Origin of the sequence: Kosakonia sp. SMBL-WEM22 (assembly GCF_014490785.1) — a bacterium.
Taxonomy (GTDB): Bacteria; Pseudomonadota; Gammaproteobacteria; order Enterobacterales; family Enterobacteriaceae; genus Kosakonia.
In genome coordinates this window covers 840,896-865,701 of the sequence record NZ_CP051488.1, presented here as the reverse complement: position 1 = coordinate 865,701, position 24,806 = coordinate 840,896, and the positions used below count along the sequence as shown (strand labels likewise).

Annotated in this window: 17 protein-coding genes and 1 riboswitch; of the genes, 13 read left to right on the top strand and 4 right to left on the bottom strand. The window is 57.9% G+C overall.

Annotated features, from left to right (window positions below; genetic code table 11):
* Positions 1-228: 228 nt before the first annotated feature.
* A complete protein-coding gene (gene leuO / locus HF650_RS04145) occupies positions 229-1,191 on the bottom strand; it encodes a transcriptional regulator LeuO (RefSeq protein WP_187801303.1) in 963 nt (320 codons plus the stop codon).
* A gap of 658 nt (positions 1,192-1,849) precedes the next feature.
* Here leuO and leuA point away from each other — a divergent pair.
* The 4 genes from leuA to leuD are packed head-to-tail and all read left to right on the top strand — an operon-like array spanning position 1,850 to position 6,537.
* Positions 1,850-3,424 (top strand): 2-isopropylmalate synthase, encoded by a 1,575-nt coding sequence (gene leuA / locus HF650_RS04135; protein WP_187801302.1) that lies wholly within the window; start codon positions 1,850-1,852, stop codon positions 3,422-3,424.
* Positions 3,424-4,515, top strand: coding sequence for a 3-isopropylmalate dehydrogenase (gene leuB, locus HF650_RS04130; RefSeq protein WP_187801301.1), 1,092 nt, complete (start codon positions 3,424-3,426; stop codon positions 4,513-4,515). Before leuA ends, leuB begins: the two co-directional genes overlap by 1 nt.
* Before the next feature lie 2 nt (positions 4,516-4,517).
* The gene (gene leuC, locus HF650_RS04125) at positions 4,518-5,921 is read left to right on the top strand and encodes a 3-isopropylmalate dehydratase large subunit (RefSeq protein WP_187801300.1); all 1,404 of its coding nucleotides are present in this window, start codon (positions 4,518-4,520) and stop codon (positions 5,919-5,921) included.
* A gap of 10 nt (positions 5,922-5,931) precedes the next feature.
* Complete coding sequence (leuD, locus tag HF650_RS04120) at positions 5,932-6,537, top strand: 3-isopropylmalate dehydratase small subunit (protein ID WP_187801299.1); 606 nt, start codon at positions 5,932-5,934, stop codon at positions 6,535-6,537.
* 163 nt (positions 6,538-6,700) lie between these two features.
* Here leuD and HF650_RS04115 read toward each other — a convergent pair whose 3' ends face one another.
* Entirely contained in the window at positions 6,701-7,879 is a 1,179-nt protein-coding gene (locus tag HF650_RS04115; RefSeq protein ID WP_187801298.1) for a sugar efflux transporter, read from the bottom strand.
* Positions 7,880-8,125: 246 nt separating this feature from the next.
* Between HF650_RS04115 and sgrR the strand changes: the two genes are divergently transcribed.
* From sgrR to thiQ, 4 genes are all read left to right on the top strand, one after another.
* Positions 8,126-9,781 (top strand): HTH-type transcriptional regulator SgrR, encoded by a 1,656-nt coding sequence (sgrR, locus tag HF650_RS04110; RefSeq protein ID WP_187801297.1) that lies wholly within the window; start codon positions 8,126-8,128, stop codon positions 9,779-9,781.
* Positions 9,782-9,817: 36 nt separating this feature from the next.
* Positions 9,818-9,918, top strand: a riboswitch (TPP riboswitch).
* A 29-nt stretch (positions 9,919-9,947) separates the two neighbouring features.
* Entirely contained in the window at positions 9,948-10,931 is a 984-nt protein-coding gene (gene thiB, locus HF650_RS04105; protein ID WP_187801296.1) for a thiamine ABC transporter substrate binding subunit, read from the top strand.
* Positions 10,907-12,517, top strand: a complete 1,611-nt coding sequence (gene thiP / locus HF650_RS04100; protein WP_187801295.1) for a thiamine/thiamine pyrophosphate ABC transporter permease ThiP — start codon at positions 10,907-10,909, stop codon at positions 12,515-12,517. The genes thiB and thiP overlap by 25 nt, the downstream gene beginning before the upstream one ends.
* Complete coding sequence (thiQ, locus tag HF650_RS04095) at positions 12,501-13,202, top strand: thiamine ABC transporter ATP-binding protein ThiQ (RefSeq protein ID WP_187801294.1); 702 nt, start codon at positions 12,501-12,503, stop codon at positions 13,200-13,202. The genes thiP and thiQ overlap by 17 nt, the downstream gene beginning before the upstream one ends.
* Here thiQ and HF650_RS04090 read toward each other — a convergent pair.
* Both HF650_RS04090 and araC read right to left on the bottom strand, forming a co-directional pair.
* Complete coding sequence (locus HF650_RS04090; protein ID WP_187801293.1) at positions 13,196-13,966, bottom strand: DedA family protein; 771 nt, start codon at positions 13,964-13,966, stop codon at positions 13,196-13,198. The two genes, thiQ and HF650_RS04090, sit on opposite strands and share 7 nt — an antisense overlap.
* A 126-nt stretch (positions 13,967-14,092) precedes the next feature.
* Complete coding sequence (araC, locus tag HF650_RS04085) at positions 14,093-14,938, bottom strand: arabinose operon transcriptional regulator AraC (RefSeq protein WP_076770265.1); 846 nt, start codon at positions 14,936-14,938, stop codon at positions 14,093-14,095.
* 337 nt (positions 14,939-15,275) lie between these two features.
* On the opposite strand from araC, the gene araB reads away from it, so the two are divergent.
* From araB to rapA, 5 genes are all read left to right on the top strand, one after another.
* Positions 15,276-16,967, top strand: a complete 1,692-nt coding sequence (gene araB, locus HF650_RS04080; protein WP_187801292.1) for a ribulokinase — start codon at positions 15,276-15,278, stop codon at positions 16,965-16,967.
* Positions 16,968-16,977: 10 nt separating this feature from the next.
* Entirely contained in the window at positions 16,978-18,480 is a 1,503-nt protein-coding gene (gene araA, locus HF650_RS04075; protein ID WP_187801291.1) for an L-arabinose isomerase, read from the top strand.
* A gap of 139 nt (positions 18,481-18,619) precedes the next feature.
* Positions 18,620-19,315, top strand: a complete 696-nt coding sequence (araD, locus tag HF650_RS04070) for an L-ribulose-5-phosphate 4-epimerase (protein ID WP_187801290.1) — start codon at positions 18,620-18,622, stop codon at positions 19,313-19,315.
* 74 nt (positions 19,316-19,389) lie between these two features.
* Complete coding sequence (polB, locus tag HF650_RS04065; RefSeq protein ID WP_187801289.1) at positions 19,390-21,747, top strand: DNA polymerase II; 2,358 nt, start codon at positions 19,390-19,392, stop codon at positions 21,745-21,747.
* Positions 21,748-21,893: 146 nt separating this feature from the next.
* Complete coding sequence (gene rapA / locus HF650_RS04060; protein WP_187801288.1) at positions 21,894-24,800, top strand: RNA polymerase-associated protein RapA; 2,907 nt, start codon at positions 21,894-21,896, stop codon at positions 24,798-24,800.
* Positions 24,801-24,806: the final 6 nt, after the last annotated feature.

Genomic DNA, 24,806 nt, shown 5'->3' with positions numbered 1-24,806 from the left:
ACAGGAAAAGCAGAAATACGAGGTCTTATATAAAGAGCTGGTGAAAACGTCTGTAATAAGCCGCGACGATGACCATTGATCCCTGTGATAAGGGAATGTTCAGTAATTCATGCATTTTTAACGTCGAGCAGCGATCTGCACCGGGGATAAATCAGAATAAAATAGTGGTTATAACGCCAAATAAAGAATAAACCGGAAGTTTATCATCCGGTTTATTCCGCACCTCGCTTAATGGCTACAGACCGATACCAGCAGCTCCTCCATCCACTGATGGCCCTTATCACGACCAGCAGATTCATGCCACGAAAGAGAGCAGGTTCGGCTGTTTAGCGTAAGCGGCAACGGTAGCGTATGCAGCGCCAGCCCTCCGGCAAAGCGATCTACCAGCCAGCGCGGTGCAATAGCGACCAGGTGGGTTTGAGAGACAACGTTTAATACGCTTGGCAGCGCCATTCCCTGATAGGCAATGCGGTTGCGCTTTTCGACCGTATCATACCAGGGCTGGCTGAAAGAGGCGTAGCGCTCCAGCGAAACAACGGCGTGCTGCTCGTTAAATATGCTGCTTTCCGTAGTCAGTTCAGCGATGCGCGGATGGTGCAGGCTTACTGCCAGTACCATTTCATCTTTAAACAGCGGTACGCAGGAAAACTCCGGACGGCGAAACTCCTCATAGCCGATCACAAATTCTATTTCCTGATAGCGCAACTGATGCTCGGTACTGTGATTTAGATCAGATCTAAATATCAGTTTTATATTTGGCGCGACAGTTTTCACATTATTGTAAATAACCGAAGTCAAGAAATTATCGAGCGGAATGCATACGCAAAGATTAAAAATACGCTCGCTGCTTTGCGGATCGAAACCGGAACCAGGCAGTTCATTTTGCACCAACTGTAGCGCCTGCCTAATCGCGCCAAAAAGCTGGTACGAACGCGCAGTAGGTTGAATACCCCGCCCATAGCGAACAAACAATTCGTCGTTAAACATCACTTTAAGACGCGCAACTGCATTACTAACAGCAGGTTGAGACATACCCAATGCATGGGCTGCACGCGTAATGTTTTGTTCCTGCATAACGGCATCAAAAACAGTCAGTAAATTGAGATCTACCGAACGTAACTGCGGTTTCTCTCCATCACTAAGCTTTTGATTATAAATATTTTCCCCGGGAAAATTGCAATCCGTCGTCATGATAAACTCCCTTGACTTGTGTAATAATAATATTCAGGAAGATGATTTATCACGCATATAGCATTATTAGAAGCGCAGTGTGAAAATTTAGGAATATATAAAGCTTACATTTAATTTCCTGGATGAAATTAAAAAAAGCATTACTCACCGCTGTAATATAAATTAATTTTTAATATTTTCACTTCCATAGCTGTTTTGTAACGATAATCATAAGTTGAACGCCCTACCCACCATTTTCATTAACATCTTTCCGAAAAGGATTATTAATTTTCTACGCCTTCCATTCGCTTTTTCTTACGAAAAGTCTTATGAGCACAACAAGCAAGAATGTCGTCATCCCGCTAATTAGACAGCAGATTAAACTAAAAGGCTGCACGGTGATTTGTGCCTTAACGTAGCCAGTTTTCACCCAGGGGTTGACATCAAAGTGCGTATACAGTACCACTAAAAGCATATCGGTTTTCACGGGAGCAAGATTCATGATTCGTTACGTTCGTTTCGCTGGTCTACTACTACTAAACGCATCAACTGTGCGCGGTAGACCGGTGGACGACACTCAGAACTGAATCGTCTTCCTGTTAAGACTAAGAACCCGCGCCTTGGCGCGGGTTTTTTTATGCTCGTAGCGAGGCGGCCAAAGCGAACAAGGATCTAAACCATGAGCCAGCAGCAAGTCGTAATTTTCGATACCACATTACGTGATGGTGAACAGGCATTACAGGCAAGCCTGAGTGTGAAAGAGAAGCTGCAGATCGCCCTGGCGCTGGAGCGCATGGGTGTTGATGTAATGGAAGTCGGTTTTCCGGTCTCGTCGCCGGGTGATTTTGAGTCAGTTCAGACCATCGCCCGCCAGGTAAAAAACAGCCGTGTTTGCGCTCTGGCACGCTGCGTTGAGAAAGATATTGATGTCGCCGCAGAGTCGCTGAAAGTGGCTGAAGCATTCCGTATCCACACCTTTATCGCCACCTCGCCGATGCATATCGCTACCAAGCTGCGCAGCACGCTGGATGAAGTGATTGAGCGCGCAATCTATATGGTAAAACGTGCGCGTAACTATACAGATGATGTTGAATTTTCCTGTGAAGATGCCGGGCGTACGCCGATTGAAGACCTGGCGCGCGTTGTCGAAGCGGCGATCAATGCCGGGGCGAAAACCATCAATATCCCGGACACCGTTGGCTACACCATGCCCTTTGAGTTCGCCAATATCATCACCGGTCTTTATGACCGTGTGCCTAACATTGATAAAGCCATTATTTCTGTCCATACCCATGATGACTTAGGCCTGGCCGTCGGGAACTCGATTGCCGCCGTGCATGCCGGTGCCCGCCAGGTAGAAGGCGCTATGAACGGCATCGGCGAACGTGCCGGTAACTGTTCGCTGGAAGAGGTGATCATGGCGATAAAAGTGCGCAAAGATATTATGAATGTGCACACCCGCATCAATCATCAGGAGATCTGGCGCACCAGCCAGACCGTGGCCCAGATCTGTAATATGCCGATCCCGGCTAACAAAGCGATCGTTGGCACCGGCGCCTTCGCCCACTCCTCCGGCATCCATCAGGATGGCGTACTGAAAAACCGCGAAAACTACGAAATCATGACCCCGGAGTCGATCGGCCTGAACCAGGTGCAGCTGAATCTGACTTCACGCTCCGGTCGTGCGGCGGTCAAACACCGTATGGAAGAGATGGGCTACCAGGAGAGCGATTACAACCTGGATAATCTGTATGACGCCTTCCTGAAGCTGGCGGATAAAAAAGGTCAGGTCTTTGATTACGATCTGGAAGCGTTGGCCTTTATCAACAAGCAACAGGAGGATCCGGAGCACTTCCGCCTGGAGTACTTCAATGTGCAGTCCGGCTCCAATGATATCGCCACTGCCTCAGTGAAACTGGCCTGCGGCGAGGAGATCAAAGCCGAAGCCGCCAACGGCAACGGGCCGGTCGATGCTGTTTATCAGGCGATTAACCGCGTCACCGAATATGACATAGAGCTGGTGAAATATAGCCTGACCGCGAAAGGCCACGGTAAAGATGCGCTGGGCCAGGTTGATATCGTCGTCAATTACAACAACCGCCGCTTCCACGGCATCGGCCTGGCAACAGATATCGTTGAGTCCTCTGTCAAAGCGATGGTCAACGTGCTGAACACCATCTGGCGCGCCGCGGAAGTGGAAAAAGAGTTGCAGCGTAAAGCGCAGAACAAAGAAAACAACAAGGAAACCGTGTGATGTCGAAAAGTTACCATATTGCCGTGCTGCCGGGAGACGGCATTGGCCCGGAAGTGATGGCGCAAGCCCTGAAAGTACTGGAAGCCGTGCGCAGTCGTTTCGCAATGCGTATTACCACCAGCCAGTACGATGTTGGCGGTATCGCCATTGACCGCCACGGCAATCCCCTGCCGCAGGCGACGGTCGAAGGCTGCGAGCAGGCCGATGCGATCCTGTTTGGCTCCGTCGGCGGGCCGAAATGGGAAAATCTGCCGCCGGCGCAACAGCCGGAACGCGGTGCGCTGCTGCCGCTGCGTAAACACTTCAAGCTGTTCAGCAACCTGCGTCCAGCCAAACTCTATGCCGGCCTGGAAGCCTTCTGCCCGCTGCGCGAAGATATCGCCGCCAACGGTTTCGATATCCTGTGCGTGCGCGAACTGACCGGCGGCATCTACTTCGGCCAACCGAAGGGGCGCGAAGGCAGCGGCCAGCATGAGAAAGCCTACGACACCGAAATTTATCACCGCTTTGAAATCGAGCGCATTGCGCGTATCGCTTTTGAGTCGGCCCGTAAACGCGGTAAAAAAGTCCACTCCATTGATAAAGCCAACGTGCTGCAAACCTCGCTGCTGTGGCGTGAAATTGTTAATGAGATCGCGGGCGAGTACCCGGACGTTGAGCTGGTGCATATGTATATCGACAACGCCACCATGCAGTTGATTAAAGATCCCTCTCAGTTCGACGTGCTGCTCTGCTCCAACCTGTTCGGCGATATCCTCTCCGACGAGTGCGCGATGATCACCGGCTCGATGGGCATGCTGCCCTCGGCCAGCCTGAATGAGCAGGGCTTTGGCCTGTACGAACCCGCTGGCGGCTCCGCGCCGGATATCGCCGGCAAAAATATTGCCAATCCGATTGCGCAGATCCTGTCGCTGGCACTGCTGCTGCGCTACAGCCTGAATGCAGAAGAGGCGGCAACGTCGATTGAACAGGCCATTAACCGGGCATTAGAAGAGGGCGTGCGCACCGGCGATTTAGCGCGTGGCGCGTCTGCAGTCAGCACCGATGAGATGGGCGATATCATCGCTCGTTATGTCGCAGAAGGGGTTTAACCATGGCTAAGAGTTTGTACGAAAAGTTATTTGACGCCCATGTGGTTTATGAAGCGCCGAACGAAACCCCGCTGCTCTATATCGACCGCCATCTGGTGCATGAAGTGACCTCTCCGCAGGCATTTGATGGCCTGCGCGCGCACAACCGCCCGGTGCGTCAGCCGGGCAAAACCTTCGCGACGATGGATCACAACGTCTCAACGCAGACCAAAGATATCAACGCCTCCGGCGAGATGGCGCGCATTCAGATGCAGGAGCTGATTAAGAACTGCAACGAATTTGGCGTCGAGCTGTATGATCTGAACCACCCTTATCAGGGCATTGTGCACGTGATGGGGCCTGAACAGGGCATTACCCTGCCGGGCATGACCATCGTCTGTGGCGACTCCCACACCGCCACCCACGGCGCGTTTGGCGCGCTGGCGTTCGGCATCGGCACCTCTGAGGTGGAACATGTGCTGGCGACGCAGACCCTGAAGCAGGGCCGCGCCAAAACCATGAAGATTGAAGTTAAGGGCACCGCTGCACCGGGCATCACCGCCAAAGATATCGTGCTGGCGATTATTGGCAAAACCGGCAGCGCTGGCGGTACCGGTCACGTGGTGGAGTTCTGCGGCGACGCCATCCGCGCGCTCAGCATGGAAGGCCGCATGACACTGTGCAATATGGCGATTGAGATGGGGGCGAAAGCCGGTCTGGTCGCGCCGGATGAGACTACCTTTAACTACGTGCAGGGCCGTCTGCATGCGCCGAAGGGCAAAGATTTCGACGAAGCGGTCGCTTACTGGAAGACGCTGCACACCGATGAAGGCGCTCACTTTGACCGCGTTGTCACCCTGCAGGCGGAAGATATCGCCCCGCAGGTGACCTGGGGCACCAACCCAGGTCAGGTGATCTCAGTCACCGAAATTATTCCCGATCCGTCCTCCTTCGCCGATCCGGTCGAGCGTGCCTCGGCGGAAAAAGCGCTGGCCTACATGGGGCTGAAAGCGGGCGTGCCGCTGACAGACGTGGCGATCGACAAGGTCTTTATCGGCTCCTGCACCAACTCGCGCATTGAAGATTTGCGCGCGGCAGCGGCAATTGCCAAAGGGCGTAAAGTAGCGCCGGGCGTGCAGGCGCTGGTGGTTCCTGGCTCAGGCCCGGTGAAAGCCCAGGCGGAAGCGGAGGGGCTGGATAAGATCTTTATCGAAGCCGGTTTTGAGTGGCGTCTGCCGGGCTGCTCGATGTGTCTGGCGATGAACAATGACCGCCTCAATCCGGGCGAGCGCTGCGCCTCTACCAGCAACCGTAACTTTGAGGGCCGTCAGGGCCGCGGCGGGCGTACCCATCTGGTCAGTCCGGCGATGGCTGCTGCGGCGGCGGTAACTGGTCGTTTCGCTGATATTCGTCACTTGCAGGCTTAAGGAGATCACCATGGCTGAGAAATTTACCCAACATACCGGGCTGGTGGTTCCGCTGGATGCCGCTAACGTCGACACCGACGCCATTATCCCGAAGCAGTTTTTGCAGAAGGTGACGCGCACCGGTTTTGGCGCGCATCTGTTTAACGACTGGCGCTTCCTTGACGATAAGGGCGAGCAGCCGAACCCGGAGTTCGTGCTCAACTTTCCTGAGTACAAAGGCGCGTCGATTTTGCTGGCGCGGGAGAACTTTGGCTGCGGCTCCTCGCGTGAACACGCGCCGTGGGCGCTCACCGATTACGGCTTCAAAGTGGTGATTGCGCCAAGCTTTGCCGACATCTTCTATGGCAACAGCTTTAACAACCAGCTGCTGCCAGTAACGCTGAGCGACGAAGAGGTTGATGAGCTGTTTACGCTGGTGCAGAGCAACCCGGGCATCACCTTTGAGGTGGATCTGCAGGCGCAGGTAGTGAATGCGGGCGGGAAGTCCTACAGCTTTACGCTCGACGCCTTCCGCCGTCACTGCATGCTGAACGGTCTGGACAGCATTGGCCTGACGCTGCAACACGAAGAGGCGATTGCCGCCTACGAAGCAAAACAACCCGCATTTATGGGGTGATAGCCTGAAGCTGATTGCCGGATGGTTATCCGGTAATCAGCATCGTGCGGGTTTGTTTGCCGGATGGCGGCGTTGCCTTATCCGGCCTACGGGTAACAATGCAAATGTAACGAGTAGGCCGGATAAGCGTTAGCGCCATCCGGCAATCCAGCCGCACCGCGCCTTACACATCCTTCACCCGGCTGGTGAGGAGCAGCGTCACCACCGACAGCCCGGCAATACCCCAATAGACCGAGCCGTGACCAAAACTTTGCGCCAACGCCCCCTGGATAACGCCTGCCAGAATCACGCCGGTGGAGATACTGTTGGTAAAGAGCGTGGTCGCTGAACCGGCCCTGCCCGGCATTAAATCCTGGAACCACAGCATGCCGATCCCGGCGACAATACCGATAAACACCGCGTTGAAAAACTGCAACAGCAGCAGCGCTGTCTGGCTATGGAATAAGAGCAGGCCGATATAGAACAGCACACCTGCTGCAACGGCGATCAGCATCATCCGCCGCTTACCGAATCGCTTCACAAAGTAGCCCGCAAGGATCATCGCCGGGATCTCAAGGCCGGCGGCTGTGCCCATCAAAATACCCGCCAGCTTATCCGGCAGCCCCAGTTCAAGGCTTATCCACAGCGGCATATCGATAATGTACATGGTGTTGCAGGTCCACATCAGCGTCGAGGCGATAAACAGCATACGCACATTGCTGTCACGCCAGCCGCTTACCTGCGTGACGGCGACGTCGGCAGGCTGCTCAACCCGCGGCACCGACGGTAGCCAGAAGGCAATCAGCACCAGGCTGACAATAAACAGCCCGGCGGCGATAGAGAACATGGCGACAAAGCCATAATTGAGCGCCAGCATAAACGCCAGCGGCGGCCCGATAACCCACGCCAGCGAGAGCTGCGCGCGCATAATCGAACTGAACATCACCACTTCCCGCGCCGAGCTGTCGGCGTACTCACGCGCCAGCGCGAAAAGCTGCGGCATCGCGGTGCTGGCAAGCGCAGCCAGCAGCACGCCGCAGGTGATTAAAGTCAGATAGTGGCGGTTAAACGCGAACAGCAGCGCGTTGCCCACCGCCATCAGGCAGCAAAAGAGGATCAGCTTGCGCCGGTCGCCCTGACTGTCAGATCGTTTTGCCAGCGCAAGGCTGACGAGGATCCCGGCAATGGCGTTGACGGTATAAAACAGCCCGATCCAGAAGGGCTCAGCCCCCACTTCGCGGCTGAGAAACAGGCTCAGCGTCGGAGCCTGTACCGCACCGGCGACGCCCATCATAAAGGCGACGATCATAAAGGCAACGTAGACACCATTCATGCGGCGTCCCATCGTCATCAACCAGAGCATGGCATTTCCTTGTTAAAAGCGGAAAAAAGCGACGCAAGCTTAAACGAAAAAAGCCAGCAAAAACATTTTGCTGGCGGGTGCATTCGCACTTAATACTCAGTCACACATGATTCGGGCGAGTCAGTTTTTCCACACGCGTCGTCATTCCCCACTTCGCTATGCGCCTCCTCGCTTTCATCGCAGAGAAGTATCGGCTTAATATAGGGATAAATAAATTGCTGAATTTTTGCCGGGAGTTCCTCTTTTATGTCCTCTGGTCGCCTGCAACAACAGTTCATCCGTCTGTGGCAATGCTGCGATGGAAAATCTCAGGAAACCACGCTCAACGAGCTGGCGGAGCTGCTTAGCTGCTCCCGCCGCCATATGCGCACTCTGCTCAACACCATGCAGATGCGCGGCTGGCTCACCTGGGAAGCAGAAGCCGGGCGCGGTAAACGCTCGCGCCTCACCTTCCTCTACACCGGCCTGGCGTTGCAGCAGCAGCGGGCGGAAGATCTGCTCGAGCAGGATCGCATCGATCAACTGGTGCAGCTGGTGGGCGATAAAGCCGCGGTGCGCCAGATGCTGGTGTCGCATCTTGGCCGCAGTTTTCGCCAGGGGCGGCACATCCTGCGCGTGCTCTACTACCGCCCGCTGCGCAACCTGCTGCCCGGCTCGCCGCTGCGCCGCTCCGAAACCCATATGGCGCGGCAGATATTCAGCACCCTGACGCGCATAAATGAGGAAAACGGGGAACTGGAAGCCGATATTGCTCACCACTGGAAAGCGATCTCTCCCCTGCACTGGCGCTTCTACTTACGCCCCGGCATCCACTTTCACCACGGCCGCGAGCTGGAGATGGCGGATGTTATCGCCTCCCTGCGGCGTGCCAGCGCCCTGCCGCTCTACTCCCATATCCGCGATATCGTTTCGCCGACGCCGTGGACCCTTGACATTCACCTCTTGCAGCCCGACAGCTGGCTGCCGTGGCTAATGGGTCACGTGCCAGCAATGATCCTGCCGCAGGAGTGGGAGACGCTGGCGAACTTTGCCAGCCAGCCGATTGGCACTGGCCCTTACGCGGTAATGCGCAACACCCGCAACCAGCTAAAAATCCACGCCTTTGAGGATTACTTTGGGTTTCGCGCCCTGATTGATGAAGTAAATGTCTGGGTGTTACCAGATGTTGGAGATGAGACCACTTGCGGCCTGACGCTTGAAGGGCCAACCGAGGGCGAAAAAGCGGTGGAGAGCCGTCTCGAAGAGGGCTGCTACTATTTGCTGTTTGACGCGCGATCCAGCCGTGGTGCAAACCCGGCAGTGCGCGAGTGGGTAAGCCGGATCCTCTCGCCAACAAATCTGCTGTGGCACGCCAGCGAACAGAACCAGCGCTACTGGTTTCCCGCCTACGGCTTACTGCCGCGCTGGCACCACGCGCGCCCCGGCAGCGGTGAGAAACCCGCCGGGCTGGAGACGCTGACCCTCACCTTCTACCGCGAGCATAACGAGCACCAGGCCATCGCCCACACCATGAGCACGCTGCTGGCAGAACATGGCGTTAAGTTACTGATTGAGGAGGTGGATTACGATGCCTGGCACCGCGGCGAAACAGAGAGCGATATCTGGCTTAACAGCGCCAACTTCACGCTACCGCTCGATTTCTCGGTTTTCGCTAACCTCTATGAAGTGCCGTTGCTGCAACACTGCATCCCGCGCGACTGGCAGGCGGACGCCGCGCGCTGGCGCGCCGGGGAGATGAACCTGGCGATGTGGTCGCAACAGCTGCTGGCGAGTAAAGCGATTGTACCGCTGATCCATCACTGGCTTCGCATCCAGGGGCAGCGCACCATGCGCGGGCTGCGCATGAATACCCTCGGCTGGTTTGACTTTAAATCGGCCTGGTTTGCGCCGCCGGATCCGTAATGCTTTCAGATTGTTTACCAAATCATTACAATAGCGCCGTTCTCAACGGGGTGCTGCGCTTCACGCGCGTGCTGAGAAAATACCCGTCGAACCTGATCCGGATAACGCCGGCGAAGGGATTTGAGGCTCTCTCAAAATCCTTTGCCACCCATTTATGAGGTGCAAAGTGTTAAAAAAATCGTTGTCACTGCTGCTGTTAGTTGCCGCGCCCGTTTTCGCTAAACCTATCCTGACCGTCTACACCTATGACTCCTTCGCCGCCGAATGGGGTCCTGGCCCTGCGGTAAAAAAAGCCTTTGAAGCCGACTGTAACTGCGAGCTGAAGTTCGTGGCGCTGGAAGATGGCGTCTCACTGCTCAATCGTCTGCGTATGGAGGGCAAAAAGAGCAAGGCAGATGTCGTGCTCGGTCTCGATAACAACCTGCTGGAAGCCGCGACCCAGACCAAACTCTTCGCCAAAAGCGGCGTGCCGGATGACGCGGTTAAGGTGCCAGGCGGATGGAACAATGAGACCTTTGTGCCGTTCGATTACGGCTGGTTCGCCTTCGTCTATGACAAAACCAAACTGAAAAATCCGCCGAAGAGCCTGAAAGAGCTGGTCGAAAGCGACCAGAAGTGGCGGGTGATTTATGAAGATCCGCGCACCAGCACGCCTGGGCTCGGCCTGCTGCTGTGGATGCAGAAAGTCTATGGCGATAAAGCCCCTGAAGCCTGGCAAAAGCTGGCGGGCAAAACCGTTACCGTCACCAAAGGGTGGAGCGAAGCCTACGGCCTCTTTTTGAAAGGCGAGAGCGATCTGGTGCTGAGCTACACCACCTCGCCTGCCTACCACATCATCGAAGAGAAGGAAGAGAACTACGCGGCGGCGAACTTCAGCGAAGGCCACTACCTGCAGGTTGAAGTTGCGGCACGCACCGCCGCCAGCAAACAGCCGGAGCTGGCGGAGAAATTCCTTAAATTTATGGTTTCACCCGCCTTCCAGAGCGCTATCCCTGCTGGCAACTGGATGTATCCGGTGAGCAACGTCACGCTGCCCGCCGGTTTTGACCAACTTGAGAAACCGCAAACCTCGCTGCAATTCTCGCCGCAAGAGGTGGCCGCCCAGCGCGCAGCATGGATAGCCTCGTGGCAACGCGCCGTCAGCCGCTAATCCCCGGCTGGCTGCTTCCTGGCCTCACCGCCGCCACGCTGATGGTGGCGGTGGCGCTGGCAGCCTTTTTCGCGCTGTGGCAAAACGCACCTGTCGGAGGAATATCTGACTTTTTGTCGGACAGCTACCTGTGGCACGTGGTGCGTTTCTCCTTCTGGCAGGCGTTTCTCTCCGCCCTGCTCTCCGTGGTGCCCGCCATTTTCCTTGCCCGTGCGCTCTATCGGCGTCGTTTTCCCGGCCGCCAGTTGCTGCTGCGCCTGTGCGCGATGACGCTGATCCTGCCGGTGCTGGTGGCGGTGTTTGGCATTCTCAGCGTCTATGGTCGCCAGGGGTGGCTCGCCGCGCTCTGCCAGATGCTCGGCATTGAGTGGACTTTTTCGCCCTACGGCTTACAGGGCATCCTGCTGGCGCACCTCTTCTTTAACCTGCCGATGGCCTCGCGCCTGCTGCTGCAAGCGCTGGAGCAGATCCCCGGTGAGCAGCGCCAGCTGGCAGCCCAGCTCGGGATGCGCGGCTGGGCCTTCTTTCGCTTTGTCGAGTGGCCCTGGCTGCGCCGCCAGATCCCGCCGGTGGCAGCGCTGATCTTTATGCTCTGCTTCGCCAGTTTCGCCACTGTACTGTCGCTCGGCGGCGGCCCGCAGGCAACCACCATTGAGCTTGCCATCTACCAGGCGCTCAGCTTTGATTTCGATCCCGCCCGCGCGGCGATGCTGGCGATAATCCAGATGATCTGCTGCCTCGGGCTGGTGCTGTTAAGCCAGCGGATGAGTAAAGCTTTCGCCGTCGGCAGCCATCATATTCAGGGCTGGCGTGACCCACAGAGCAGCGGGTTTAGCCGTATCGCCGATACGCTATTAATTGTGCTGGCACTGCTGCTGATGCTGCCGCCGTTACTGGCGGTTATTGTCGACGGGCTTAATGTCAGTTTGCTTAAGGTGCTGGCCGAGCCGGTGCTGTGGCAGGCGGTGTGGACGTCGCTGCGCATCGCAGTGGTCGCCGGGCTGCTCTGCGTAATTCTGACGATGATGCTGCTGTGGAGCAGCCGCGAACTGCGCGCGCGCTACCGCACAACCGCCGGGCAGGCGCTCGAACTGAGCGGTATGCTGATTCTGGCGATGCCGGGGATTGTGCTGGCGACCGGCTTTTTCCTGCTGCTCAATAACACCATTGGCTTGCCCGACTCCGCCGATGGCATCGTGATATTCACCAACGCGCTGATGGCGATCCCCTATGCGTTGAAGGTGCTGGAAAACCCGATGCGCGATCTTACCGCGCGGTATGCGCTGCTCTGCCAGTCGCTCGATATTGCCGGTTTTCGCCGCCTGTGGGTGGTGGAGCTGCGCGCGCTGAAACGCCCGCTGGCGCAGGCGCTGGCCTTTGCCTGCGTGCTGTCGATTGGTGATTTCGGCGTAGTGGCGCTGTTCGGCAATGAGGATTTCCGCACGCTGCCCTTCTATCTCTATCAGCAAATCGGTTCTTACCGCAGCCAGGATGGTGCCGTCACCGCGCTGATCCTGCTGCTGCTCTGCTTTTTACTCTTCACTGTGATTGAAAAACTACCGGGCCGCCATGCTAAGACTGATTGATGTCACCTGGCTTTACGAACACCTGCCGATGCGCTTTACGCTTGCAGCCGAACGGGGTGAGCAGATTGCTATTCTCGGCCCCAGCGGTGCGGGCAAGAGTACGCTGCTGAACCTGATTGCCGGGTTTATCACCCCTGCCAGCGGCACGATTTTACTCGGCGATGAAGATCACACCCGCACACCGCCCGCGCGCCGTCCGGTGTCGATGCTTTTTCAGGAAAATAACCTCTTCACCCACCTGACTGTGCGGCAGAATATTGGCCTTGGTTTACATCCGGGGTTGAAGCTGAATGCCGCGCAGCGGGAGAAGCTCAATGAGATTGCTGCCACCATGGGGCTGGAGGCGCTGCTCGAGCGGCAGCCGGATCAGCTCTCCGGCGGCCAGCGCCAGCGCGTGGCCTTAGCGCGCTGTCTGGTGCGTGAACAGCCGCTGCTGCTGCTGGATGAGCCTTTCTCCGCGCTCGATCCCGCTCTGCGCCAGGAGATGCTGGCGCTGGTGCAGAACGTCTGCCGCCGCCAGCAGTTAACGCTGCTGATGGTGTCGCACAGCGTGGAGGATGCCGCGCGCATTGCTGAACGTGCGCTGGTGGTTGCAGAGGGGCGTATCGCCTGGGATGGCGCAACCGACACGCTGCTTCGCGGCAACGCGCCGGTCTCCGCCCTGCTCGGCATTCAGGCTCAGTGACCGCGGATCACCTTGCCGAGAATATTGAGATAGATCGGCATCAGCGGGTGTTTCGCCAGCATAACTACCGCGGCGATAGCAATCACCATCGTGCCCGGAGCCAACCAGAGCAGGCGCTGCCGCGGCAGGTACGCCGTTAAGCGATCGCTGCCCGATTTCCCCGCGCGCCACAGCCGCCAGCAGAGCCAACAGGCCAGCCAGAGCACAATCGCCGTCAGCAGCAGCAGCCATTTAAAGCTGCTGCTCTGCATATCGGCAGGAATATCGATCGCCGCACCGGCAAGGATACCCGGCAGGAAGTAGAAGGGCGGCCACAGCAGGCAGCCAATAATATTCGGCGGTAAAAATTTGCGGATCGGCAGATCGAGCATCCCGGCGACCATCGGCACCAGCGGGCGCGTCGGGCCGACAAAGCGCCCGACCAGGATGGTAAACAGGCTGTGCTCATGCAGCGCGTGTTCGGTCTTATCGAGCAGCGCTTTGTGCTTTTTCAGGAAAGACCAGCGGTGCAGCGGCTTTTTAAAGCGCCAGCCGAGCCAGAAGGAGAGCCAGTCGCCGAGCAGGCAGCCGACAATGCCCGCCAGCCACGCATGCCAGAAATTAACTTCCCCGCTGCCAATCAGTGCGCCCAGCGCCGCCATCATCACCGTGCCGGGAAGGATCAGCCCTACCAGCGCCAGCGACTCAAAAAAAGCGACCAGCGCAATCGCCACCAGCGAGTACATAGCTGACTGGGTAATAAAGTGTTCCAGCAATGCTTCCATAAAGGATCCTGTTCAGATTGAACGCCGGATTCTGCGGAGCGCCTCCGCCACCGTCAAGCTTTCAATTATCTGAATCTTTACCACTTATGTCAGATTGAAGAACAGATTATTTCCATTCTTTACGCTTCATTCACATCCAGCACGAAACTCGCTCGGGCTGGCACCGGTGCACTTTTTAAACACCCGGGAAAAGTAGAGCTGGTCGTCGAAGCCGACGTTACGCCCAACGCTGGCAATCGGCATCCGCGTGGTGCTGAGCAGCAGTTTCGCCTGGCTGATGCGCTGATCTTCGCGCCAACTCAGCACGCTCACGCCCAGTTGCTGGCGAAAGAGATGCGACAGCCGCGACGGCGAGAGGCAGACATGCTGCGCGACGCTGGCGATATCAAAATGGTTATCAGAAAGGTGGTCGCTGATGTACTGGCAGGCGTCACGCACGCGGTTATCAAGCGGCGGATTGAGGGATTCGTTAATCGCCTCCATGCGCCGCAGCAGCAACTGTTCGAGCAGGTTGATCGCCAGATGTTCAGCGTAGCGACCAGCGCTCTGCCCGGCATCGATAATTTGCGCGAAAAGGTCGCGAAAGCGATCCATATGCGCATCATCCGGGCGGTAAAAACCGGTTTGCGCGAAGAGCGTCGGCCAGTTTAGCCACTCCTGCCAGTAGGCGCGCGGACGGAAGTAGACCCACTGGTGATACCACGCCTCGGCGTCAGGGTGGCGGCCATAGTGGTGAATCTCGCCGGGGGGAAAGAGCAGAATATCGCCGGGGCGGCAGATAAACTGTTTGCCCTGGTTCATCACCACGCCTTCGCCGCGCACCGTCAGGTTGAGGATATAACCCTTCATCCCCAGCGGTCGGTCAACAAAAAAGTCGAGATAGCTTTCCGATTCAATCGGCGTCAGACCCGCCACCAGGTGCGCGTTAAACGAGTACCCGGGCAGCAGTGGATCATTTTGAGATTCGGCCATAAAACGCATTACTCCCCTACCCGACAAGGAAACCAATTGTCCATATTGTCATTCCCGTTATTTCCCGGCTAATGGCGGGCAGAGCGCGTCAATACTGCTATCACGCGATGCCGCAAGACAAAAGCGATAAGCCCTTTTTAACGCCTAAAAGCAGGGTCAAAACGGATAACGAAAGTGTCTATAAAGGCGACAGAAATGTCCACATCGAATTTTTGCACGGCGTCACACTTTGCGATGCCATAGCAATTTCGTCCATAAGATTAGCGAATCCTGCCTGACGGTTTTCGCCGCCGATCTCTATCGTTTTTCTAACGGTTATTCTTATGGAGCACTAAGCATGGCAATCACGATTGGCCTTGATTTCGGCAGCGATTCAGTACGTGCGCTGGCGGTAGACTGCACATCCGGGGCGGAGATCGCCACCAGCGTCGAGTGGTATCCGCGCTGGCAGGAGGGCCGGTATTGCGACGCGCCGCATAACCAGTTTCGCCATCATCCGCGTGACTACATCGAATCGATGGAAGCAGCGCTCAAAAGCGTGCTGACAGAGTTAAGCGACGCCCAGCGCGCCGAGATCAAAGGCATTGGCGTGGACAGCACCGGCTCTACACCTGCGCCAATTGATGCCGAAGGCCGCGTGCTGGCGCTGCGCCCGGAGTTTGCCGACAACCCGAACGCCATGTTCGTGTTGTGGAAAGATCACACCGCCGTGGAAGAGGCGGAAGCCATCACCCGCCTGTGCCACACCTCCGGTAAAACCGACTATTCCCGCTACATTGGCGGCATCTACTCCAGCGAATGGTTCTGGGCGAAGATCCTGCACGTTACCCGCGCCGACAGCGCCGTGGCGCAGGCCGCCGCCTCGTGGATCGAGCTGTGCGACTGGGTGCCAGCCCTCCTCTCCGGTACCACACGCCCGGAAGCGATCCGCCGCGGGCGTTGCAGCGCCGGGCATAAATCCCTGTGGCATGAAAGCTGGGGTGGTCTGCCGCCAGCCGCCTTCTTTGATGAACTCGATCCGATCATCAATAAACACCTGCGCTGGCCGCTCTTTACCGAAACGTATACCGCAGACCGCCCGGTGGGCACGCTGACCGCCGAGTGGGCGCAGCGCCTGGGGCTGCCTGAATCGGTGGTGATCTCCGGCGGCGCGTTTGACTGCCATATGGGTGCCGTCGGCGCGGGCGCACAGCCCAATACGCTGGTGAAAGTGATTGGCACCTCCACCTGCGACATTCTTATCGCCGATAAACAGAGCGTCGGCGACCGCGCGGTGAAAGGCATCTGCGGCCAGGTGGACGGCAGCGTGGTACCGGACTTTATCGGCCTTGAAGCGGGCCAATCCGCCTTTGGCGATATCTACGCCTGGTTTGGTCGCATCCTCGGCTGGCCGCTGGAACAGCTGGCGCAGCAGCACCCGGAGCTGAAAGAGCAGATCAAAGCCAGCCAGAAACAGCTCCTGCCGGCGCTTACTGATGCGTGGGTGAAAAATCCTTCTCTCGATCACCTGCCGGTGGTGCTGGACTGGTTCAACGGTCGCCGCACGCCAAACGCGAACCAGCGCCTGAAAGGGGTGATCACCGATCTGAACCTCGCCACCGACGCGCCGGCGCTGTTCGGCGGGTTGATTGCCGCCACCGCCTTCGGTGCCCGCGCGATTATGGAGTGCTTTACCGAACAGGGTATTGCCGTTGACAACGTGATGGCGCTCGGCGGCATCGCACGTAAAAACCTCGGCGTGATGCAGGCCTGCTGCGATGTGCTCAACCGCCCGCTGCAGGTTGTCGCCTCTGAACAGTGCTGTGCGCTGGGCGCAGCCATCTTCGCCGCCGTCGCCGCAGAGGTGCACGCCGATATCCCGGCTGCGCAGCAGAAAATGGCGAGTGCCATCGAGAAAACGCTCCAGCCTTCGGCGCAGGCGCAGCAGTTTGAACGGCTCTATCGTCGCTACCAGCAGTGGGCCGTCAGCGCCGAGCAGCACTATCTCCCTTCAGCCGCGACAGTTTCGCCGGCCGCGTTAACCCATTAAGGACACGATCATGACTATTTTCGACAAGTATGAAATTTGGTTCGTTATTGGCAGCCAGCACCTCTACGGGCCGGAAGCCCTGAAGCAGGTTACGCATCATGCCGAGCAGGTGGTTAACGCCCTCAACGCCGAAGCGAAACTGCCCTGCAAACTGACGCTGAAGCCGCTGGGAACTACGCCGGATGAGATCACCGCCATCTGCCGCGATGCCAACTATGACGATAAATGCGCCGGGCTGGTGGTGTGGCTGCACACCTTCTCGCCAGCGAAAATGTGGATCAACGGCCTGTCGATCCTCAACAAACCGCTGCTGCAGTTCCACACCCAGTTCAATGCTTCCCTGCCGTGGGACAGCATCGACATGGACTTTATGAACCTCAACCAGACCGCGCACGGCGGCCGCGAATTTGGCTTTATCGGCGCGCGTATGCGTCAGCAGCACAGCGTGGTAACCGGTCACTGGCAGGATAAACAGGCGCATTCCCGCATCGGTGCGTGGATGCGCCAGGCGGTTTCCAAACAGGATACCCGCCATCTAAAAGTGGTGCGCTTTGGCGACAACATGCGTGAAGTGGCGGTAACCGACGGCGATAAAGTGGCCGCGCAGATCAAGTTCGGCTTCTCGGTAAATACCTGGGGCGTCGGCGATCTGGTGCAGGTGGTGAATGCGGTAAGCGACGGCGATATCAATGCGCTGGTCGATGAGTATGAGAGCAGCTACCGCCTGACTGCGGCAGCACAGGTGAACGGCGATAAGCGCCAGAACGTGATTGATGCCGCGCGTATCGAGCTTGGCCTGAAACGCTTTTTAGAGGAGGGCGGCTTCCACGCCTTTACTACTACTTTTGAAGATCTGCACGGCCTGAAACAGTTGCCGGGTCTGGCGGTGCAGCGCCTGATGCAGCAGGGCTACGGCTTTGCTGGGGAAGGCGACTGGAAGACCGCTGCACTGCTGCGCATTATGAAGGTGATGTCCGGCGGCCTGAACGGCGGCACCTCCTTTATGGAGGATTACACCTACCACTTCGAGAATGGCAACGACCTGGTACTCGGCTCGCATATGCTGGAAGTGTGCCCCTCTATCGCGCTCGATGAGAAACCAACGCTCGATGTGCAGTATCTCGGCATCGGCGGCAAGGCCGATCCGGCACGTTTGATCTTCTCCACCAAAACGGGTCCGGCGATCAACGCCAGCCTGATCGATCTCGGCGATCGCTTCCGCCTGCTGGTGAACTGCGTTGAAGCGGTGAAAACGCCGCACGATCTGCCGAACCTGCCGGTGGCGAATGCTTTGTGGAAAGCGCTGCCGGATCTCAACACCGCCTCCGAAGCGTGGATCCTGGCTGGTGGCGCGCACCATACCGTCTTTAGCCAGGCGCTGACGCTTGACGATATGCGCCAGTTCAGCGAGCTGCACGGCATTGAGCTGACGGTGATCGATGAAGATACCCGCCTGCCAGCCTTTAAAGATGCGCTGCGCTGGAACGAGCTCTACTACGGCGCTAAACGCTAAGCCCATGCCCGGTGGCACTGCGTTTACCGGGCCGACAAAACCCCCATGCCGATTAAGTGCAACGCTATCCGGCAATACAGACGAAACAAATCCGTAGGCCGGATAGGCAACGCGCCATCCGGCAATACAGGAGAAACCGATGCTCGACGATCTCAAACGGCAGGTGCTGGAAGCCAACCTGGCACTGCCAAAACATAATCTGGTCACCCTGACCTGGGGCAACGTCAGCGCCGTTGACCGCAGCCGCGGCGTACTAGTGATTAAACCCTCCGGCGTCGACTACACCGTGATGACCGCCGAGGATATGGTGGTGGTCGATATCGCCACCGGCGAGGTAGTCGAAGGGACGAAAAAGCCCTCTTCCGATACCCCGACCCACCGCCTGCTCTACCAGGCGTTTCCGACTATTGGCGGCATTGTCCACACCCATTCGCGCCACGCCACCATCTGGGCGCAGGCCGGGCAACCCATTCCGGCGACTGGCACCACCCACGCCGACTACTTCTATGGCGAGATCCCCTGTACGCGCAAAATGCGCGATGAGGAGATCAATGGTGAATATGAGTGGGAGACCGGCAATGTGATTGTCGAAACCTTCGAGAAAAACGGTATCGACGCGGCGCAAATGCCCGGCGTGCTGGTGCACTCTCACGGGCCGTTTGCCTGGGGTAAAAATGCCGATGACGCGGTGCATAACGCCATTGTGCTGGAAGAGGTGGCCTATATGGGCATTTTCAGCCGCCAGCTCAATCCGCAGCTGCCCGCCATGCAGCAAACACTGCTGGATAAGCACTATTTACGTAAACATGGTGCGAAAGCCTATTACGGTCAATAGCTGTATAAAACCACAGCATCACCTACCGAACCAGGCTATAATCTCGCCTGGTTTTGGTTGAGTGAGAGCACACTGTGGCGCAGGCGCAAGAAGGCTTTATTTTAACCCGTCACTGGCGAGATACGCCCAACGGGACGGAGATCGAGCTCTGGCTCGCCACTGATAACGGCCCGCTGCGCGTGGTACTCCCGCCGCAGGAGTCGGTTGCCTTTATTCCCGCCGAACAGGCCGATAAAGCCCGCGCGCTGCTGCGCGATGAGCACAACTGGCGCTTAACGCCCCTCTCCCTCAATGATTTTCACCGCCGTCCCGTAATGGGTCTCTACTGCCGCGCCCACCGTCAATTAATGCGTTTTGAGAAGCTGCTGCGCGAAGGCGGCGTTACCGTCTATGAGGGCGATGTCCGCCCGCCGGAGCGCTATCTGATGGAGCGCTTTATCACCGCCCCGGTGTGGGTCGATGGCGAATCGCGCGGCAACGCGCTGGTTAATGCCCGCCTGAAGCCGAGCCCGCACTACCGCCCGCCGCTGAAGTGGGTGTCGCTGGATATTGAAACCACCCGCCATGGCGAGCTTTACTGCATCGGCCTTGAGGGCTGCGGCCAGCGCACGGTTTATATGCTCGGTCCGGAGAATGGCGATGCGCAGGGGCTCGATTTCGATCTTATTTATGTCGCCAGCCGCCCGCAGCTGCTGGAGAAGCTTAACGCCTGGTTTGCGGAACACGATCCCGATGTACTGATTGGCTGGAACGTGGTGCAGTTTGATTTGAAGGTGCTGCAAAAGAGCGCCGAGCGCTACCGCGTGCCGCTGACCCTCGGGCGCAACGGCAGCGAGCTGGAGTGGCGCGAGCATGGCTTTAAAAACGGCGTCTTCTTTGCCCAGGCACCAGGCCGCTTGATTATCGACGGCATTGATGCGCTGAAGTCCGCCTTCTGGAGCTTCTCCTCCTTCTCGCTGGAATCGGTATCACGTGAGCTGCTCGGCGAGGGGAAAGCGATCGACAACCCGTGGGATCGCATGGATGAGATCAACCGCCGCTTTGCCGAAGATAAGCCCGCGCTCGCCACCTATAACCTGAAGGATTGCGAGCTGGTGACGCGCATCTTCCACAAGACGGAGATCATGCCCTTCTTGCTGGAGCGCGCGACGGTCAACGGCCTGCCCGCCGACCGCCACGGCGGCTCGGTTGCCGCCTTTAGCCACCTCTATTTTCCGCGCATGCACCGCGCCGGTTACGTGGCGCCCAACCTTGGTGATGTGGCCCCGCAGGCCAGCCCCGGCGGCTACGTAATGGATTCACGTCCCGGCCTCTATGATTCGGTGCTGGTGCTCGATTATAAAAGCCTCTACCCGTCAATTATCCGCACCTATCTTATCGATCCGGTCGGCCTGATTGAGGGGCTGGCGCAGCCGGATGCGGCGCACAGCACCGAGGGGTTTCTAGGCGCGTGGTTTTCACGTGAGAAGCACTGCCTGCCGGAGATCGTCGGGCAGATCTGGCACGGGCGCGATGAGGCAAAACGGCAGGGCAATAAGCCGCTGTCGCAGGCGCTGAAAATCATCATGAACGCCTTCTACGGCGTGCTCGGCACCACCGCCTGCCGCTTCTTCGACCCCAGGCTCGCTTCGTCGATCACTATGCGCGGGCACCAGATCATGCTGCAAACCAAAGCGCTGATCGAAGCCGAAGGGTATGACGTGATCTATGGCGATACGGACTCCACCTTCGTCTGGCTTAAACATCAGCACAGCGAAGAGGCGGCGGCGAAGATTGGCCAGCATCTGGTCGAGACCGTTAACCGCTGGTGGAGATCGCATCTGCAACAGCAGGGGCTGGAGAGCGCGCTGGAGCTGGAGTTCGAAACCCATTTTTGCCGCTTTCTGATGCCGACCATTCGCGGTACAGATCAGGGGAGTAAAAAGCGCTACGCCGGGATGATTCAGGAGGGCGATACGCAGCGCATGGTGTTTAAAGGCCTTGAGACGGTGCGTACCGACTGGACGCCGCTGGCGCAGCAGTTTCAGCAGTCGCTCTATCTGCGTATTTTTCGCAACGAGCCGTATCAGGATTATGTCCGCGAGACCATCGCCAGCCTGATGGCGGGCGAACTGGATGCGCAGCTGGTCTACCGCAAGCGCCTGCGCCGCCCGCTTGCGGAGTATGAGCGTAATGTGCCGCCGCACGTGCGCGCCGCCCGTCTTGCCGATGAGGAGAACCAGAAGCGCGGACGCGCGCCGCAGTATCAGAATCGCGGCACCATTAAGTATCTCTGGACCACCAGTGGCCCGGAACCGGTCGATTATCAGCGCTCGCCGCTCGATTACGATCACTATTTAACGAAGCAGCTGCAGCCGGTCGCCGATGGGATCCTCCCTTTCCTTGACGATGACTTTGCTACACTGATGACAGGGCAGCTGGGGCTATTCTGACCGTGATGCTGCACGAATCGGTCTATACGAACGAAGTTGGTTCCAGTACCATAGCGCCCTTCCTTTTTCTGGCCCCAAATTTATCCGCCCGCCTGTCGCCAGGCGGTGACGAACTATTGCCTGCAATTAGAGATTAGAGTTCATTTATGCCCTTTACACTTGGTCAACGCTGGATCAGCGATACGGAAAGCGAGCTTGGACTTGGTACTGTCGTTGCGATGGACGCGCGCACGGTCACCCTGCTTTTCCCCGCCACCGGTGAAAATCGCTTGTATGCCCGCAGCGACTCTCCCGTCACGCGCGTCATGTTCAATCCCGGTGACACCATTACCAGTCACGACGGCTGGCAGCTCACCATCGATGAAGTCAACGAAGAGAACGGTCTGCTCGCCTATACCGGTACACGTCTTGATACCGGGGAGAGCAACGTGGTGCTGCGTGAAGTGCTGCTCGACAGCAAGCTGGTGTTCAGCAAGCCGCAGGATCGCCTTTTCGCTGGTCAGATTGATCGCATGGACCGTTTCGCGCTGCGCTACCGCGCGCGGAAATACCAGAGTGAGCAGTACCGCATGCCGTGGAGCGGCCTGCGTGGGCAGCGTACGAACCTGATTCCGCACCAGTTGCACATTGCCCATGACGTGGGCCGCCGCCATGCGCCGCGCGTGCTGCTGGCCGATGAAGTGGGGCTGGGCAAAACCATTGAAGCCGGGATGATCCTGCATCAGCAGCTGCTGGCGGGTGCCGCCGAGCGCGTGCTGATCGTGGTGCCGGAAACCCTGCAACACCAGTGGCTGGTTGAGATGCTGCGCCGCTTCAACCTGCGCTTTGCGCTGTTTGATGACGATCGTTATGCCGAAGCGCAGCACGATAGCGATAACCCGTTCGAGACCGAACAGCTGGTGATCTGCTCCCTTGATTTTGTACGCCGCAGCAAGCAGCGTCTCGAACACCTCTGTGATGCCGAGTGGGATCTGCTGGTGGTCGATGAAGCGCACCACCTGGTATGGAGCGAAAAAGAGGCGAGCCGCGAATATCTCGCCATTGAGCAACTGGCCGAGCGCGTGCCGGGCATTCTGCTGCTGACCGCGACGCCGGAACAGCTCGGTATGGAGAGCCACTTTGCGCGTCTGCGCCTGCTCGACCCGAACCGTTTTCATGATTTCGCCCAGTTTGTCGAAGAGCAGCAGAACTACCGCCCGGTGGCCGATGCCGTCGCGCTGCTGCTGGCGGGCGAGCGCCTGAGCGATGACGATCTCAATATGCTCAGCGAGCTGGTGGGCGAGCAGGATATCGAACCGCTGCTGCAAACCGCGAACAGCGATCGCGACGGTGCTGCCGATGCGCGCCAGGAGCTGATCGCCATGCTGATGGATCGCCACGGCACCAGCCGCGTGCTGTTCCGCAACACCCGTAACGGAGTCAAAGGCTTCCCTAAACGCGAACTGCACACGGTGAAACTGCCGCTGCCGACCCAGTACCAGACGGCGATTAAAGTCTCCGGCATTATGGGTGCGCGTAAAAGCCAGGAAGAGCGCGCCCGCGACATGCTCTACCCGGAGCAGATCTATCAGGAGTTTGAAGGCGACAGCGGCACCTGGTGGAACTTCGATCCGCGCGTCGAGTGGCTGATGGGCTACCTTACCAGCCACCGCTCGCAGAAGGTGCTGGTGATCTGCGCCAAGGCAGCGACCGCGCTGCAACTGGAGCAGGTACTGCGCGAGCGCGAAGGCATCCGCGCAGCGGTGTTCCATGAAGGGATGTCGATTATTGAACGCGACCGTGCGGCGGCGTGGTTCTCGGAAGAGGATAGCGGCGCGCAGGTGCTGCTCTGCTCCGAAATCGGCTCGGAAGGGCGTAACTTCCAGTTCGCCAGCCATCTGGTGATGTTCGACCTCCCCTTCAACCCGGATCTGCTTGAGCAGCGTATTGGCCGTCTGGATCGTATTGGCCAGGCGCACGATATTCAGATCCACGTGCCCTACCTTGAGAAAACCGCGCAGTCGGTGCTGGTGCGCTGGTATCACGAAGGGCTGGACGCGTTTGAGCACACCTGCCCGACTGGCCGCGCAATCTATGACAGCGTGCATGGTGAGCTGATTAACTACCTGGCCGCGCCGGAAAACACCGACGGTTTTGACGATCTGATTAAAACCTGCCGCGCGCAGCATGATGAGCTGAAAGCGCAACTGGAGCAGGGCCGCGACCGCCTGCTGGAGATCCACTCCAACGGCGGCGAAAAAGCGCAGGCGCTGGCTGACAGCATCGCCGAGCAGGATGATGACACCGCCCTTATCGCCTTCGCCATGAACCTGTTCGATATCGTCGGCATTAACCAGGACGATCGCGGCGAGAACATGATCGTGCTGACGCCGTCGGATCATATGCTGGTGCCGGACTTCCCGGGGCTGCCGGAAGATGGCTGCACCATTACTTTTGAGCGTGATGTGGCGCTATCGCGCGAAGATGCGCAGTTTGTCACCTGGGAGCACCCGATCATCCGTAACGGCCTTGATCTGATCCTCTCCGGGGATACCGGTAGCAGCACCATTTCGCTGTTGAAGAACAAAGCGTTACCGGTCGGCACGCTGCTGGTGGAGCTGATCTACGTGGTCGAAGCGCAGGCACCGAAGCAGCTGCAGCTTAACCGCTTCCTGCCGTCGACGCCGATCCGTCTGCTGGTGGATAAAAACGGTAACAACCTCGCCGCGCAGGTGGAGTTTGAGACCTTTAACCGCCAATTGAGCGCGGTAAACCGCCACACCGGCAGCAAGCTGGTCAACGCCGTACAGCAGGAGGTGCATACCATTCTGCAAAAAGGGGAAGCGCAGGTGGCTGACGCTGCGAAGGCGCTGATTGAAGCCGCACGCCGCGAAGCCGATGAGAAGCTCTCTGCCGAGCTGGCGCGTCTGGAAGCGTTGAAAGCCGTCAACCCGAACATTCGTGATGACGAACTGGAAGCGATCGAGAGCAACCGGCTGCAGGTGATGGAGAGCCTGGCGCAGGCCAGCTGGCGTCTGGACGCGCTGCGTCTGATTGTCGTCACGCATCAATAACGGAGC

Coding starts and splice junctions, on each gene's coding strand:
- leuO (WP_187801303.1), bottom strand. CDS start 1,191: ATGACGACGGATTGCAATTTTCCCGGGGAAAATATTTATAATCAAAAG.
- leuA (WP_187801302.1), top strand. CDS start 1,850: ATGAGCCAGCAGCAAGTCGTAATTTTCGATACCACATTACGTGATGGT.
- leuB (WP_187801301.1), top strand. CDS start 3,424: ATGTCGAAAAGTTACCATATTGCCGTGCTGCCGGGAGACGGCATTGGC.
- leuC (WP_187801300.1), top strand. CDS start 4,518: ATGGCTAAGAGTTTGTACGAAAAGTTATTTGACGCCCATGTGGTTTAT.
- leuD (WP_187801299.1), top strand. CDS start 5,932: ATGGCTGAGAAATTTACCCAACATACCGGGCTGGTGGTTCCGCTGGAT.
- HF650_RS04115 (WP_187801298.1), bottom strand. CDS start 7,879: ATGCTCTGGTTGATGACGATGGGACGCCGCATGAATGGTGTCTACGTT.
- sgrR (WP_187801297.1), top strand. CDS start 8,126: ATGTCCTCTGGTCGCCTGCAACAACAGTTCATCCGTCTGTGGCAATGC.
- thiQ (WP_187801294.1), top strand. CDS start 12,501: ATGCTAAGACTGATTGATGTCACCTGGCTTTACGAACACCTGCCGATG.
- HF650_RS04090 (WP_187801293.1), bottom strand. CDS start 13,966: ATGGAAGCATTGCTGGAACACTTTATTACCCAGTCAGCTATGTACTCG.
- araC (WP_076770265.1), bottom strand. CDS start 14,938: ATGGCCGAATCTCAAAATGATCCACTGCTGCCCGGGTACTCGTTTAAC.
- araB (WP_187801292.1), top strand. CDS start 15,276: ATGGCAATCACGATTGGCCTTGATTTCGGCAGCGATTCAGTACGTGCG.
- araA (WP_187801291.1), top strand. CDS start 16,978: ATGACTATTTTCGACAAGTATGAAATTTGGTTCGTTATTGGCAGCCAG.
- araD (WP_187801290.1), top strand. CDS start 18,620: ATGCTCGACGATCTCAAACGGCAGGTGCTGGAAGCCAACCTGGCACTG.
- rapA (WP_187801288.1), top strand. CDS start 21,894: ATGCCCTTTACACTTGGTCAACGCTGGATCAGCGATACGGAAAGCGAG.